Source organism: Chitinophaga rhizophila (assembly GCF_019492185.1).
In the GTDB taxonomy this organism is placed as follows: Bacteria; Bacteroidota; Bacteroidia; order Chitinophagales; family Chitinophagaceae; genus Chitinophaga; species Chitinophaga rhizophila.
On record NZ_JAICCF010000005.1, the window covers coordinates 153106 to 169502 of the forward strand.

Sequence of the window (16397 nt, forward strand, 5' to 3'; positions counted from 1 at the left end):
AAAAAATATCAATGCCTGATGCTATACAATATATGGTCCGCCATGCGCTCCAACATTGCCTTATCACCGAATAATACGTCCATCAACCAGAGAGAACTAAAGCTTGCATAAAGGAATTGCGCCAGCGTAGCCGGATCTTTTTCTGCCGGTATCTCATTCATCTGTTGTGCCTTTTCCAGTAACTCCCGTAAGACATTTATGCTTTGCATTGCCTGTTCCTGTACTATCTGTCTTATGCCATCATCCATTGAAGCCAGTTCAAAGGATGTCTTAACCATCAGGCAGGATTTCCCTTCTTTCCTGTTGTGGACCGCTTTTCTTATGATACTCTCCACTGCCCCGAGAGGTGATCCTTTCCCGCAACATTGTTTGTAGTCAAACAGCTTCTCTTTCGCGTAGTTCTGCAGACACTGTTGAAAGAGGGCATATTTGTCGCCATAAGTATCATATATACTGGCCCGGTTCAGCTGCATTCCCTCACAAAGGTCCTGCATAGAAGTAGCATTGTACCCCTTCTCCCAGAAGAGATCCCTCGCTTTCTCCAGCTTTTCCTCAGGATCAAATGCCTTGTTGCGTGCCATGATGCAAAAGTAGGATAACAGAACGAATGTTCCAAAATATTTTTAGAATGAGCATTCCGGAATTGGCTGAATCGGGGAAAACAATCTACAAAATAACCTTATATATTCTCGTAGTGCCTGATTATCAAATAGTACAGTCCGCAATACTCATATCTGCTGCCATAGCGCGCCCAGACTGACTCGCCTGCCTCCCAGCCAGACGAAGTGAGCCGGCATGGTACCCTTTTTGCAAATTGTAGCTTGTGACGGTACTACACGTTAGCACGGTACTACACGTTAGACGATACATCAATTTTGTTAAACCAAAAAAGGAAGACATGAAAAAGCTCACTTTTATTGCCGCTACAATGCTGGCCGCCTGGATGTTTCAGGCTTGTAACTCTGGAAACACAGAAGCTAAACATGAAGATGCGGTAGACAGCGCACAGGCAGTAAATAAGGAAACCGCTCCGGTTGACAAAGAATCCTCTGATTTTGCTGTAAAAGCTGCGGATGGCGGCATGCTGGAAGTACAGGCTGGTAAACTGGCACAGGAAAAAGGCACTAACCAGCGTATCAAAGACTTTGGTGCATTACTGGTACGTGACCACTCAAAGGCAAGCGACGAACTGAAAGGACTCGCACAGAGCAAAAATATTACACTACCTGACAGCGTAGGCAGCGACTATTCTGAACACCTCAGAGATATGAGCAAGCTGTCCGGTAAAGAATTTGACAAACACTTCATCGATATGATGGTAAAAGACCATGATAAAGACGTAGATATGTTTGACAAAGCATCTCAGAACCTGACCGATCCGGATCTGAAGACATGGGCTGGTAACACATTGCCTGTCCTGAAATCTCACCAGGATACCGCTAAGGCCATCCAGGATGCGATGAAAAACGCTAAGAAATAAAGAACAACGACTAGCGTAGGTTGTTAAAATAAGTAGTTGTTAGTTTCCGGGTGTCTTGATGTGATTGTTGAGTTCGGGAATGTCGCTCCTGGAGGCTAACAACTCTTCTTTTTGATAAATAATTCTCCACGTTGCAACTTGTGTTTATATTTGTTTCGACGAGTGGAGAGTTATGTACGCAATAGTTGATATAGAAACCACAGGCGGCCACGCCAGTGCGAATGGCATCACAGAGATAGCCATTTATATTTATGATGGCAGAGAGATCATGCAGCAATACGAGACGCTGATCAATCCCGGCCAGCCAATCCCCCGATATATCCAATCCCTGACAGGTATCAGTGACGAAATGGTCGCGGATGCACCTTCTTTTGATGAGGTGGCCGGCGACATTTACACATTGTTACATGACAAGATCTTTGTAGCACACAACGTTAATTTCGACTATTCCTTTATTCAATATCATCTGGCTAAAGCCGGCTATCAGCTGCGCAGCAAAAAGCTGTGTACCGTCAGGCTGGGCCGTAAAATTATACCTGGTCTGCCGTCTTACAGCCTTGGTAACCTCTGCAAATCATTGCAGATTGCCGTTACACAACGGCACCGGGCAACAGGAGATGCCGCAGCTACTGTAAAGCTGTTTGGCATGCTGCTTCAGCAGGACGTCAACAAGGCCATAGCACATGCACTGAACGCACATTCCAAAGAATCATTCCTGCCGCCTAATCTTCCTCCTGAACAGGTAACCGGCTTGCCCGGCAATCCAGGCGTATACTACTTCCATGATCAAAAGGGCAAGGTCGTCTACGTCGGTAAGGCTAAGAATATCCGTAAAAGGGTAAATAGTCACTTCACCGGCAATAGCGCAGGCAGAAGACGACAAGAGTTTCTACGCAATATCTATAGTATCTCCCATGAAGTTACCGGTACGGAGCTGATGGCGCATATCCTGGAAAGTGTGGAAATTAAGCGCCTCTGGCCTATCTATAACTATTCGCAGAAATATATAGAGTTTAAGTACGGCTTTTACAGCTTCCAGGACCAGCAGGGCTATCTGCGCCTGGCGATCGAAAAACGCCGTAAATATTCAACGCCCTTACATTCCTTCCCACTCCTCATCCAGGGACACCAGATGTTGCGGGGATTGATCCGGGAATTTGATCTTTGTCCGCGGATGTGCTTCCTTCAGAAAGGAGAAGGCCCCTGTTCTCCCATCCCTGATCATACCTGCCGTGGTGCCTGTCACAAGCAGGAATCTCCGGAAACGTACAATCTTCGGGTCAAGGCTGCCATCATCCATATGCAGCAGCAACAGCCTACATTCGCCATCATGGGCACAGGCCGCGACGCCTTTGAGCAGAGTTGCATCCTGATGGAAAAAGGACGCTTCTACGGTATGGGATATATACCACGCGATACCGCAATTACAGAAGGATTGCAGGTAAAAGAATGGCTGACCCAGTATCCTGAAAATGAATACATTCTTAATCTGATACACTCACATGCGGGTAATCATGACCAGGAGCTTTTGAAGTTTTCTTAGAGATAATCTGTGATAAATCCCTCAACCTAACATATTTTTGCGCATCTGAATGCATAACTCGTTGTTGATATCCTTGTCAACAGCTTGTAAATGAAGGCTTTCATTTATTCACTTTTAATAGGTAATTTATTATTCATGTTAGGGTCAAATTTTCAGGTTCCCGGTCAGACAGCTTTTTATAAAGGAAAGGTAAGAGATGTATATACTATCGACGACAAATTGATGGTAATGGTCGTAAGCGATCGTATCTCAGCGTTCGATGTTGTATTACCCCGCCCCATTCCTTACAAAGGACAGGTATTAAACCAGGTCGCGGCTATTATGCTGGAAGCTACAAAGGATATCGTTCCAAACTGGGTAAAGGCCGTTCCCCTGCCAAGCGTAACTATTGGCCTGAAATGTGAAACTTTCCCTGTAGAAATGGTTGTACGCGGTAACCTCACCGGCCATGCCTGGAGGACTTATAAAAGCGGCAAGCGTCAACTGTGCGGTGTTACTATGCCTGAAGGCCTGAATGAGAATGATTTCTTCCCTTCTCCAATCATTACGCCAACGACCAAAGCACACGAAGGCCATGATGAAGATATCTCCCGCGAAGAGATCCTCGCCCGTGGCATCGTTAGTAAAGAAGACTACGAAAAGCTGGAGAAATACACCCTTGCTTTGTTTGAGCGTGGGAAGGAGCTGGCAGCAAAACGTGGCCTGATACTGGTTGATACAAAGTATGAATTTGGCAAAATAGGGGATACCATCTATGTTATTGACGAAATCCATACACCGGATTCTTCCCGTTACTTCTATGCAGAGGGCTATGAGGAAAAACAGAAAAACGGTGAACCACAGAAACAGCTGAGTAAAGAATTTGTACGTGAGTGGTTGATGAAAAATGGTTTCCAGGGTAAAGATGGACAGCAGGTTCCTGAAATGACCGACGAATTTGTAAGCAGCGTAAGCGAACGTTATATAGAGCTGTTCGAGAATATCACTGGTCAGAAATTTGTAAAGGAAGACGTTTCCCAGGCAGATGCTGAAAAGAAGATTATCGAAACGCTGAAGACATTATAAGCAGACTGACAACTACCCGGCAGGCATATATGACTAATATGCCTGCTGTGGTTTCAGCAACAGACATTTTGACTATAGAGCAATATGAAACACCTGGCCACACTCAACAAATACTTTGTCAAATACAAATGGAGGTTCCTTACTGGTTTAACCTGTACAGCTGTATCCATCGTATTCAGTGTGTTTCAGCCAATTATGGTCAGGCAGATATTTGATTTGCTGGCCATGAACCTGGACAATTACAATCTCCTGAGTGATACCGGCCTCAAAGCAGCTTTTCGTAGTGACTTCACCAGTGTACTGGCCTTTTACGGTATCAGTATCCTTCTCTTCGCCCTTCTCAGTGGCTTCTTCCTCTACCTCCAACGGCAATCCCTCATTGTAATGAGCCGTTATATCGAATATGACCTCAAGAACGAAATTTATCAGCACTACCAGATACTGGATCTTAACTTCTTTAAGATGCACCGTACCGGCGATCTGATGAGCCGTATCACGGAAGACGTATCGAGAGTGCGTATGTATGTAGGCCCTGCGATTATGTATGCCACACGCACCATCTTCATGATTGTGATTGTAGTATACCTCATGCTTGACGTCAATCCATTGCTGACATTATATACCCTGTCACCGCTGCCTGTACTTGCGCTGATTATATATTATGTGAATCATATTATTCACCGAAAAAGCGAACGTATACAGGCACAGTTGTCCAATATCACTTCCATTGCCCAGGAGTCCTATTCCGGTATCCGGGTCATCAAATCCTATGTGCAGGAAGAAGATAGTATTAAACATTTTGAACAGGCAAGTGAGGCATATAAGATCAGTTCTGTCAGCCTGGCCAAAACAGATGCCCTCTTTCAGCCAAGTATGGCACTGATGATAGGGCTCAGTGTGGTCATCACCATCTTTATAGGTGGGATGCAGGTGATCAACGGAAATATTACCATCGGTAACCTTGCCGAGTTTGTGATATATGTGAACATGCTGATGTTCCCTTTCTTTTCCATTGGGATGGTGGCCTCCATGATACAGCGTGCCGCTGCCAGCCAACAGCGTCTCAATGAATTTCTGGATACCAAACCAGCTATTACCGATACTCCAGGTGCCACTGCCTTTGACATCAAAGGAGAGGTGGTGCTAAAGAACGTTTCTTTCACCTATCCACATACAGGTATTCAGGCTATCAAAGACTTTAATCTTAGTGTTAAACCAGGCGAAAAGGTAGCCGTAATTGGCCGTACCGGTTCCGGCAAATCTACACTCGCCCAGTTGCTTATACGGATGTATGACCCGCAGGAAGGTGAAGTATTGCTGGATGGACACAATATCCGCGATCTGAAGTTGGATAGCCTGCGCAGTCAGATCAGCTATGTACCGCAGGATGTCTTCCTTTTCTCAGATACCATCCAGAACAACATCCGTTTCGGTACGCCGGAAGCTAACCCGGAAACAGTAAGAGCTGCCGCCCGTCAGGCTTCGGTAGAGAAAGACATTCTTGGTTTTGCAGAAGGTTTTGATACGGTGGTAGGAGAGAGGGGCGTGACCTTGAGCGGTGGACAAAAACAGCGTATCTCCATTGCCCGTGGGTTGATCAAAGATCCTAACCTGCTGGTATTTGATGATTGTTTGTCGGCTGTTGATGCACGTACGGAGAAGGAAATCATTGGTAACCTTTACGCTTATCTGAAAGATAAAACTGCTATCATTATAACCCATCGCATCTTTGCGTTATTTGAGTTTGATAAGATCATTGTACTTGACGAAGGCAGGATTGTTGAAACGGGCACGCATAACGATTTACTGGCTTTAAATGGCTATTATGCAGAGTTATATGCCCGTCAGCAGTCAGGAGAAGAGGAAACTATAATAGAATAGTAATCACATTCTTATATATACCTGTAAATCAGTAGCTACTGGTGTATTCTATCATTTTTCAAAATCATTTAAAATTATTTTGATATTTGTAAACTAATAGTATATTTGTTTCTTATTGGAAAAAAGGATTTGATTCGTTAACAACTTAAATCTATCAACTGTGGCGTACGAAAATACCAATCAGCAGGAAAGAAATAATGACAGTATCTTTTCTAAACGATTGAAAGCGGGCAAAAGAAGAACTTACTTCTTTGATGTAAAGACCACTCGTGGAAATGATTATTTTCTGACCATTACCGAAAGCAAAAAACGCTTCAATGACAATGGTTATGACAGGCACAAAGTGTTCCTGTACAAGGAAGACTTCAACAAGTTCCTGAATGCATTGACAGAGACCATCAACTATGTGAAGACTGAGTTGATGCCCGACTTCGACTTTGATGCCTACAACCATGACTATGTACGTGATGATGAAGATGGCGAAGGCGCAGAGTCTTCCGTTGAATCAGTAGTTGAAACTGCTGTTGCTGCGGCTCCTGTTGCTGCTTCTGCTTCTTCCCACAGCGAAGACGTAGATAAATGGTAATTAAATTTTAGATCATTTTATTTGATGATATATAGGACCTCCGGTTTCTCCGGAGGTTTTTTTATGTACTTAAGTTAGTAGTGCCGTCCTTGATAATAGCCCCCTGTTTATATGTTTGCTTATCTCTGTAATATGTTTAAACCCGGCCTGAATAACGCTTTGTCACATTCTTACTTACCCCTTTTTTGCGTTGAATCTGAAGCTGATTACATCGCTATTACATGTGTACTTACACCGCTGCTACGCTAGGCTCCACGCTGATTAATATTTCATTACATCTGTACTTACAACCCTGTTGCGCTGAATCTTATGCCGATTCCCCTGCTATTACATGTGTAGTTACGTGGCTGTTACGCTAAGCTCCACGCTGATTAACACTTGGTTACATCTATACTTACATCCCTTTTGCACTGGATCTTATGCTGATTTCCCTGCTATTACATGTGTACTTACACTGCTGTTACTCTCAAGCCCACGCTGATTAATACTTGATCACATCTGTACTTACATCCCTTTTGCACTGGACCTTATGCTGATTCCCGTACTATTATATGTGTAGTTACGTGGCTGTTACGTTGAGCTCCACGCTGATTAATACTTGATCACATCTGTACTTACATCCCTTTTGCACTGGATCTTATGCTGATTCCCGTGATATTATATGTGTACTTACACCGCTGTTACCCTAAAGCCCACGCTGATCAATATTTTATTACATCTGTACCCACAACCCAGTTGCGTTGAATCTTATATTGATTATAGTCTTATTACATTCATACAGAATCTCCTGTTGCGTTGAGTCTCACCTTGATTATAGTATTCTTACGTCCTTGACAATACTGGTGTTGCGCCTAATGAGTGTACCTCCAAACAGGAACCTAGGTGGAATTAGATTGTCATAACAATGCGAATATTGTTCAGTATGGGTACTGCCTTGTTATAATAAGGATTTACCAGCACCAGTATTGAGACCGTGCCAGGGCCGTATAAGCGTTAACCTTGCACGTAGGAGAGAAATAGTTGGGCCGCTACTCAGATATAACGCGGATAGTCCAAGGGTAGTCCAAGGGTAGTCCAAGCATAGTCCAAGCATAGTCCAAGCATAGTCCAAGGGTAGTCCAAGGGTAGTCCAAGGGTAGTCCAAGCATAGTCCAAGCATAGTCCAAGCATAGTCCAAGCGTAGTCCAAGGGTAGTCCAAGCGTAGTCCAAGGGTAGTCCAAGGGTAGTCCAAGCATAGTCCAAAGGTAGTCCAAGCATATGACCAGAACGTTGCCAACCTACCCACGGGATATAGCAACTGCCGTCCAACGAAGCTACAGGCATAAAGCAATAATATGCCAATAATCATACAAGTAAACAGCTAGAACCAGCCACCCTGTACACCAGACCTGGTATCAAACAACAAAGGACTCCTTGCGGAGTCCCCTGTGTTATTCAATTATACAATCAACTAGGTTATTTCATCTGCTTCCAGGCATTGATCAGGCCATTGGTAGATGCATCGTGGCTGGTCACTTTATCAGCGCTTTCCAGCTCAGGAAGGATCTTGTTAGCCAGCTGTTTACCCAGTTCAACACCCCATTGGTCGAAGCTGTAAATATTCCAGATAACGCCCTGTACAAAGATTTTGTGCTCATACAGTGCCACCAGTGATCCCAGTGTTCTTGGAGTGATTTGTTTTACCAGGAAAGAGTTGGTAGGTCTGTTTCCGGTAAATACTTTATAAGGCAGCAGTTGTGTTATTTCATCTTCTTTTAGACCAGACTTCTCCAGTTCTGCACGTACTTCCGCTTCCGTTTTACCATTCATCAAAGCCTCTGTCTGCGCAAAGAAGTTGGACAGGAGCTTCACATGATGGTCGCCAATAGGATTGTGGCTGATAGCCGGTGCAATGAAATCGGCAGGTATAATACGGGTACCCTGATGGATCAGCTGATAAAATGCGTGCTGTCCATTGGTGCCTGGTTCACCCCATACGATAGGGCCGGTTTCGTAAGAAACAGGCTTACCGGTGCGGTCTACATATTTACCATTGCTCTCCATATTACCTTGCTGGAAGTAGGCAGCAAAGCGGTGCATGTACTGGTCGTAGGCAAGAATAGCCTCGGTTGCAGTGTCAAAGAAGTTGCCGTACCACAGTCCGATCAGGGCCATGATAGCCGGGATGTTCTTTTCCAGCGGAGTAGTACGGAAATGATCGTCAACCGCATGAGCACCTTCCAGTAAGGCTTTAAAGTTACTATAGCCTACAGTCAGTGCGATGCTCAGACCAATGGCGGACCATAAGGAATAACGGCCTCCGACCCAATCCCAAAACTCAAACATGTTTGCAGGATCGATACCAAATGCTTTTACCGCTTTCTCGTTGGTAGAGAGGGCAGCGAAGTGTTTAGCTACAAAAGCTTCATCCTTTGCTGCATCCAGGAACCATTGGCGGGCAGTAAGCGCGTTGGTCATCGTTTCCTGGGTGGTAAATGTTTTGGAAGCAATCAGGAAAAGGGTTTCTTCCGGCGTTACTTTCTTCAGTGTTTCTGCGATATGTGTACCGTCTACATTAGATACGAAATACGGCTGAATACCCTCTTTCCAGTAAGGTTTCAGGGCTTCTGTTACCATTACCGGGCCCAGATCTGAACCACCGATACCAATGTTAACGATGTAACGTATAGGCTTGCCGGTATAACCTTTCCATTCTCCGCTGTGAATGCGGTTGGTAAAGCTTTCCATTTTATTAAGTACTGCCTGTACTTCAGGCATTACGTCTTTGCCGTCGAGCATTACCGGCTGGCCAGAGAAGTTACGGAGTGCTGTGTGCAGTACCGCCCTGTTTTCAGTAGCATTGATCTTTTCAGCACTGAACATGGCTTTGATACCTTCTTCAACACCTGTCTCTTTCGCCAGTTGCAGTAAATATTGAAGCGTTTCTTCTGTGATGATGTTCTTGGAATAGTCGAACAGTATATCTTCAAAAGAAAGAGTAAACTTATTGAATCTGTCTGCATCCTCCGCAAATAATGAGCGCAGGTGCGTTTCCTTCATCTTGGTAGCGTGCTGCTGCAGCTGTTGCCAGGCTTTTGTAGCAGTAGGATTAGTCGTTGGGAACATAAAAACGCATTTTATGGTATCAAAAGTAATAAAATAGTTAGATAGTCTATGGACCAAAAGCCCGGAAATGAGGACCAATATTAAAGGTAGCCGCTTCGGGCGGGGAATAGCACATGACCGGTAAAATATACAATGGAAAGGCGGATTCTGACATCCGTTATGACAATCTTCTGTCGGCAATCTTTCGCCAGATGCCGCTGATAGTGATAATTAACATGGCACCCAGGCATGCATAGATAATGGGCATTTCGGCTGCACCACCGATAGATTGCCGTTTCATAATGATACCATAAAGCGCCCAAATAGCCACCAGGCCTACAATGATGTTATGTCTGCGTATAATCAGCAACGTTGATCCGATAGTACATAACAAAATGAGAAAAATAGTCCCCGGAACACTCATCCCGTTCCATCCCAGGTAAACGAGGAAGGCAGCAATGTTAGCCACAGTAGCCACACAGATCCAGCCCAGATAAAGACTGAAAGGCACATGTATGAACAGCTTCTCTATCCTGGTTCCCGCGCGGGGAAGAGCAATGTTGAAGTTCAGATGGATAGCCAGCAGGCAAACCAGTAACGTCAGCATAAGTAATACAGATACGGCCAGTAGTTCATAATGCCAGGCAAAGAGCCAGCAGGAGTTAGCCATACAACTGATCAGCCACCATCCCCGGAGTCGTTCCATAAAGGGCCCCAGGGCCTCAGTATGTCCCTTGGAAAAAGCCAGCCATAGCTGATAGATGATAAAGCCGAGTAATGTCAGGTATATCACTCCCCAGATAGAGAAAGTTACACCCGCAGGTACAAAGAGATTATCATATTTGTCAGAAATATCCCCTGTGTTTCTGTTGTTAATTACATTAAGGTTGGCTAGCATATTCACAACGATCACCACTATGTACCCTATTGTATTAAAAATTGCACGGTTCTTATAATAGAGGGTCTTATGGGTGGTTGTCATAGATAGAAATAGTTTTTAATTGACTGGGAATTAATATGCTAAAAGTCCCGCAAATATTGTTCCCCTTTTTCCTTACATTTGCGCCCATTATGACAGCAGAACAACTCAAAGCTATGAGGGACCGTCTCCATGTCCTGGGAGGTTTTCTTTGACGTCCAGGACCGCATAGCCAAAATAGAAAATGACAAACAGTTAACGCTAGCCCCCGGCTTCTGGGACGACAACGCCAGGGCTACGTCCATACTGAAAGAGATAAAAGTCAACAAGTTCTGGGTAGACTTGTATGACAATGTGCAGACTGCTATTGAGGACAGCGCTGTACTGCTTGATTTCCAGAAGGAAGGCGAAGCCTCCGAGGAAGAAGTAGCACAGGCCTACCAAGCAGCAACTGTAGCTCTCGACGAATTAGAGTTTAAATCAACACTGAACGAACCGGAAGATGAGATGCCGGCAGTGCTCACCATCAATTCAGGCGCCGGTGGTACCGAGAGCCAGGATTGGGCAGAGATGCTGTTGCGCATGTACCGTATGTACGGTGAGAAACAGGGTTGGAAAGTATCTGAAATTGATGTACAATACGGGGATGGCGCTGGTATTAAGTCGGCTTCCCTGGAATTTGACGGTAGCTTTGCCTACGGATTGCTCAAAGCAGAAAGCGGTGTGCACCGGTTGGTGCGTATATCTCCGTTTGATGCCAACGCCCGCAGACATACCTCCTTCGCTTCCATATTTGTATATCCGCTCGTGGATGACACTATTGAAATCGCTGTCAACCCTGCCGACCTGGAATGGGAGTTTTATCGTTCCGGTGGTAAAGGTGGTCAGAACGTTAACAAGGTGGAAACCGCAGTACGTTTAAAGCATATCCCTTCAGGCATCATCATCGAATGCCAGCAGGCACGTACGCAGGGTGAGAACCGTGAAAAGGCCCTCACAATGCTGAAATCCCGTTTGTATGAAGAGGAACTGCGCAAACGGGAGGAACTTAAAAATGCCGCCAACGCCAATAAGCGTAAAATCGAATGGGGTTCACAGATCCGTTCCTATGTATTCCATCCGTACAAGATGATCAAAGATCACCGTACAGATTACGAAGTAGGGAACGTTCAGCCTGTTATGGACGGCGAACTGGAGGGCTTCATTAAGGCTTACCTGATGATGTCCAAAGGAGAAGAATAACGTAACTTTGCCCATATGCCATGTGCTGATAAGTTGATAACACTCAACTTATCAGCACTTTTGCATATTATACTACACGCCGGAAGGTACAGGTACACTACCTGTTGCCTGCAACAGTAATGGCCATTATCAGACTTCCGGCTGACATTAAAAGCACGACCGGTGCCAGCATTTGCCAGAGAAAAGACATACAGCCGCCGGTGCGTTATGACGTTACAACAATACCAGTTATACTTACATAGTATACGGAGTAGAAACAACAAGATCGAAAACAAAAACATCTGAGAATGCATAATGCTTATTTTCAATTTGCTGCACCTGCCAACGAGCCAGTGTACAGCTATGCACCAGGTTCCCCCGAAAGGGAAGCACTGAAAAAACAACTGGCTGCTTTTAAAAGTCAGGAATTTGATATCCCGATGTACATCGGTGATAAAGAAGTGCGTACAGGTAAGACTATCGATATTCGTCCTCCTCACGAAATAAAGCATAAACTGGGTCATTTCCACGAAGGAGATGCCAGCCATGTTAAAGACGCTATCGCCGCTGCGCTGGCTGCCCGTTCCAAATGGGCCGATACTCCATGGGAGCAACGTGCTGCCGTATTCCTGAAAGCTGCAGAACTGGTAGCCACCAAATACCGCTACCATATCAATGCTGCAACTATGCTGGGGCAGAGTAAAAATGCTTATCAGGCTGAAATTGACAGTGCCTGCGAGTTCATTGACTTCCTCCGCTTCAACGTTCATTACCTCGCCGATATATACAAACAACAGCCTTACAGTCCGCAGGGTATCCACAACCGCCTGGAATACCGTCCGCTGGAAGGGTTTGTAGTAGCCATCACACCGTTTAACTTTACCGCTATTGCCGGTAACCTGCCTACCTCTGCTGCTTTGTGCGGTAACGTAGTGGTATGGAAACCTGCATACACGCAGGTATTGGCTGCTCACGTAATTATGCAGATCCTGAAAGAAGCAGGTCTGCCTGATGGCGTTATCAACCTGGTTTATACAGACGGTCCGGTGCTGGGTGATGTCTGCTTCAGTCATCCTGACTTTGCAGGTATCCACTTTACCGGTTCAACCAGCGTATTCCAGCAGATGTGGAAGACGATAGGTACCAATATCCATAAGTACAAAACTTACCCACGTATCGTAGGTGAAACAGGTGGTAAAGACTTTGTACTTGCTCATAAATCGGCTGATGCAGATGTAGTGGCAATTGCACTGGCCCGTGGCGCTTTCGAGTACCAGGGACAGAAATGCTCTGCCGCTTCCCGCGCTTACCTGCCTTCCAATATCGCAGAAGCAGTAAAAACCAGACTGGTTGCTGAACTGAAAACCATGAAAATGGGTACTACCGAAGACTTCAGTAACTTTATCAACGCTGTGATCGACGAGCGCTCTTTCGATAAGATCGCTAATTACATCGATAACGCGAAGAAAGATCCTGCTGCAAAGATCATTGCCGGTGGTAACTACAATAAGGCAGAAGGTTACTTCATCGAACCGACTGTTATTGAAGTAACAGATCCGAAATATGTGACCATGTGCGAAGAGATCTTCGGCCCCGTGCTGACCATCTACGTATATGAAGCCGATAAGTTTGAAGAGATCATGGATATCCTTGATACTACTTCTGCCTATGCACTGACCGGTTCCATCATTTCACAGGATCGCTACGCTATAGATCGTGCAACTGCTAGACTGGTAAACGCAGCTGGTAACTTCTACATCAATGATAAGCCAACCGGCGCAGTAGTAGGCCAGCAGCCTTTTGGTGGTGCAAGAGCATCCGGTACCAATGACAAGGCCGGGTCTGCATTAAACCTCTACCGTTGGCTGAGCGCAAGAACAATAAAGGAAACGTTGGTACCACCAACAGATTACAGATATCCGTTCCTGAAAGAAGATAAGTAGTCTCCGGAATCAGATTATTAATAGATAATTAATAGAAGGCGTCTCATCATCCATGGGACGCCTTTTTGTTTATATGGTACAACCGCCTGCAGACAGGTTTTACAGAATTTGAGTACTGAACAACGAAGATTTTTTATATCTTGGCGCCCTGAAAATAAGGTCGCATTCGTTTATATGTGACTATTGAACAGTGACATTGTTGTTCAGCCTTGCGAGCTGAATTGTGTCCAACAAACCGTATGTTATTTAATTCGATCAATTACGCTATCTTTCTACCCACAATATTTTTGCTCTATTGGTTGGCATGCCGGCAGCGTGTACGCTTGCAAAACCTATTGCTGCTGGTAGCAAGCTACTTCTTCTATGCTTGCTGGGACTGGCGCTTTTTATTTCTACTTATCTTCTCCACCATACTCAACTTTGGCATAGGAATACAGATAGAAGGGGCCAAAACACCTTCAGCAAAGCGACGTTGGTTTTGGCTGAGTATATGCCTTAACATGGTTTTGCTGGGCGTGTTTAAGTACTATGATTTCTTCGTTCTTTCATTGAGAGATTCATTATCTGGTATAGGGGTAGAAACAAATCTGTCTACGCTGGATCTGATCTTGCCAATAGGCATTTCCTTCTATACCTTCCATGGGTTATCTTATGTCATTGATATCTATCTGGATCGTATCAGATCAGAAAGGAATTATATTGATTATGCGTTTTTCGTCAGCTTCTTCCCATTGTTGATAGCTGGGCCGATTGAACGGGCCACCCATCTGTTGCCACAGCTTAAAGCAACAAGAACATTTGACTATGATACCGCTGTAGATGGGATGCGTCAGATACTGTGGGGACTGTTTAAGAAAATTGTCATTGCCGACAACTGTGCCAGGTTCGCTAACATACTGTTTGACCCGGCGGCCGAGTATTCAGGCAGCTCATACCTGCTCGGCGCTTTCTTCTTTTCTATACAGATCTATGGTGATTTTTCAGGTTACTCTGATATTGCTATCGGTACGGCAAGACTACTGGGGATTAATCTACTAAGGAACTTTGCATATCCCTACTTTTCAAGAGACATCGCCGAATTTTGGCGTCGCTGGCATATCTCTTTGACTACCTGGTTCCGTGATTACCTGTATTTTCCTTTGGGTGGTAACCGTAGGGGCCTATGGCGTACTGTCTTGAACACTTTTATTATATTTCTCGTAAGCGGCCTATGGCATGGTGCTAACTGGACGTTTATTGTCTGGGGAGTATTAAATGCCTGCTATTTTCTGCCCTTGCTGCTACTTGGGAAGAACAGGCAACACCTGGATATCGTAGCTAAGGGTAGGCGTTTCCCTTCATTCACAGAGTTTCGGGGTATTACCTTCACCTTCACCCTGACAACCATTGCCTGGATTTTTTTCAGAGCGGAAAGTCTTACACATGCCTGGAAGATACTGCGTGCAGTATTCTCACCCTCTTTATTTCAATGGCCCTCGTTTCCAACTATTAACTATGCATATGTAAATTTGATATTGGTATTCTTTTTCCTCTGGATTGAATGGTTGGGAAGAGAAGAGCCGTACGCAATTGCAAAGTTCGGCCAGTCCCGTCCGGCGGTGGTCAGGGTAGCCTTTTATCTGCTGATTGGTTTTATGATTTTCTCGCTCCAAGGAAGGCAAAATCAATTTATTTACTTTCAATTTTAGTATATGTGGCACTTCTTGAGGAGGTTGGTGATGGTTTCTTTTGTCTTCAGTTTGCTCGTTACGGTACTGATTATTACCGGTAACCGCATCCTGAGCAGAAAGGCGCGTTTTGAGATACTGCATACAGATACACTTATCATACTAGGGCACTCTCATCCGGAATGTGCGTATAATGACACCCTGATCGCAGGCGCAAAGAATCTTTCATCTTCCGGTGAGTCTTATTTTTATACGCTTCCTAAAGTCAAAAATGTACTGGCGCAGAATCCGCACATCAAGGCGGTATTTATTGAGTTTAGTAATAACCAGGTGGCTGCACCCATGAATAAATGGATATGGGGCGATAATTACATGGAAAGGCAATACCCCATCTATGCGCCATTTATAGCTTCAGAAGATCGTCGTCTCCTGTTTGCTCATAATATGAGCGGATATATTACCTCGTCTTCTTTTGCATTGAAGCGGCAGGTTTTTAATATTCTCACAAATAACTACGCCTATACAAGTGTTATTGGCGGGTACTACTACAACAATGTCAATAAATTGGACTCCCTGCTGGCCATCCAGCAACAATTACCTGTTACTGGTTCAGATACCTCCCTTTCCAGGGAGAACCTGCGCTATCTGAAAGCGTGTATTGATGTTTGTTTGCAGAATGGGAAGCAGGTATACCTGGTAAGAACACCGACACATCCCAAGTTCCCGGGACGTAGAAGCGAGCGGGTCTTTGAACAGGTAAGACGTGAATACTTCAATGACATTCCCTTTCTTGATTTTGCTGCTTTCCCGATTGCTGATACAGAATATGCAGACCTTGAGCATCTGAACTATTATGGGGCGCGCAGGTTCTCCATATGGATGAATAAAATGCTTAAAAATGGCTTATTGTCTGTTTCTGAGAAGGATAGACAGTCATTTATTAATGAGCATCTGTGAACTTAAAATATAAAGTGCTGACAGGAAGGAGGCCGTATAAGAGCCTCTTG

12 protein-coding genes are annotated in these 16397 nt (G+C 44.8%); 9 read left to right on the plus strand and 3 right to left on the minus strand.

The annotated features are described in order from the left end of the window. Positions 1-8 precede the first annotated feature (8 nt). Positions 9-581 carry a TetR/AcrR family transcriptional regulator gene (locus tag K1Y79_RS24900; protein WP_220252928.1) on the minus strand — a complete coding sequence of 191 codons (573 nt, stop codon included), beginning with the start codon at positions 579-581 and terminating at the stop codon, positions 9-11. A 317-nt stretch (positions 582-898) separates the two neighbouring features. Between K1Y79_RS24900 and K1Y79_RS24905 the strand changes: the two genes are divergently transcribed. The 5 genes from K1Y79_RS24905 to K1Y79_RS24925 all read left to right on the plus strand — a co-directional run bounded on the left by K1Y79_RS24905 (position 899) and on the right by K1Y79_RS24925 (position 6555). Next, positions 899-1480: a DUF4142 domain-containing protein gene (locus tag K1Y79_RS24905; protein ID WP_220252929.1), complete on the plus strand. Its 582-nt coding sequence runs from the start codon at positions 899-901 to the stop codon at positions 1478-1480. A 172-nt stretch (positions 1481-1652) separates the two neighbouring features. Further along, on the plus strand, positions 1653-3023 hold the full coding sequence (locus K1Y79_RS24910; protein WP_220252930.1) for an exonuclease domain-containing protein: 1371 nt from the start codon (positions 1653-1655) through the stop codon (positions 3021-3023). Between the two features lie 135 nt (positions 3024-3158). Further along, positions 3159-4088, plus strand: coding sequence for a phosphoribosylaminoimidazolesuccinocarboxamide synthase (locus K1Y79_RS24915; RefSeq protein ID WP_220252931.1), 930 nt, complete (start codon positions 3159-3161; stop codon positions 4086-4088). 84 nt (positions 4089-4172) lie between these two features. Then, positions 4173-5969, plus strand: a complete 1797-nt coding sequence (locus tag K1Y79_RS24920) for an ABC transporter ATP-binding protein (protein ID WP_220252932.1) — start codon at positions 4173-4175, stop codon at positions 5967-5969. 160 nt (positions 5970-6129) lie between these two features. After that, a complete protein-coding gene (locus K1Y79_RS24925; protein WP_220252933.1) occupies positions 6130-6555 on the plus strand; it encodes a DUF3276 family protein in 426 nt (141 codons plus the stop codon). A gap of 1456 nt (positions 6556-8011) precedes the next feature. Here the strand turns inward: K1Y79_RS24925 and pgi are convergent. Next, positions 8012-9661 carry a glucose-6-phosphate isomerase gene (pgi, locus tag K1Y79_RS24930; RefSeq protein WP_220252934.1) on the minus strand — a complete coding sequence of 550 codons (1650 nt, stop codon included), beginning with the start codon at positions 9659-9661 and terminating at the stop codon, positions 8012-8014. A 157-nt stretch (positions 9662-9818) separates the two neighbouring features. Continuing rightward, positions 9819-10622, minus strand: a complete 804-nt coding sequence (locus K1Y79_RS24935; protein WP_220252935.1) for a hypothetical protein — start codon at positions 10620-10622, stop codon at positions 9819-9821. Positions 10623-10711: 89 nt separating this feature from the next. On the opposite strand from K1Y79_RS24935, the gene prfB reads away from it, so the two are divergent. The 4 genes from prfB (at position 10712) to K1Y79_RS24955 (ending at position 16347) form a co-directional block, all read left to right on the plus strand. After that, positions 10712-11801 (plus strand): peptide chain release factor 2 gene (gene prfB / locus K1Y79_RS24940; RefSeq protein WP_220252936.1). Its coding sequence is split into 2 segments (ribosomal slippage): positions 10712-10771 and positions 10773-11801, totalling 1089 coding nucleotides; the frame shifts between segments, so codons are not numbered across the junction. 287 nt (positions 11802-12088) lie between these two features. Further along, positions 12089-13723: an L-glutamate gamma-semialdehyde dehydrogenase gene (gene pruA, locus K1Y79_RS24945; protein WP_220252937.1), complete on the plus strand. Its 1635-nt coding sequence runs from the start codon at positions 12089-12091 to the stop codon at positions 13721-13723. Between the two features lie 287 nt (positions 13724-14010). Further along, the gene (locus K1Y79_RS24950) at positions 14011-15411 is read left to right on the plus strand and encodes an MBOAT family O-acyltransferase (RefSeq protein WP_236059834.1); all 1401 of its coding nucleotides are present in this window, start codon (positions 14011-14013) and stop codon (positions 15409-15411) included. Between the two features lie 3 nt (positions 15412-15414). Next, complete coding sequence (locus tag K1Y79_RS24955) at positions 15415-16347, plus strand: hypothetical protein (RefSeq protein WP_220252939.1); 933 nt, start codon at positions 15415-15417, stop codon at positions 16345-16347. Positions 16348-16397: the final 50 nt, after the last annotated feature.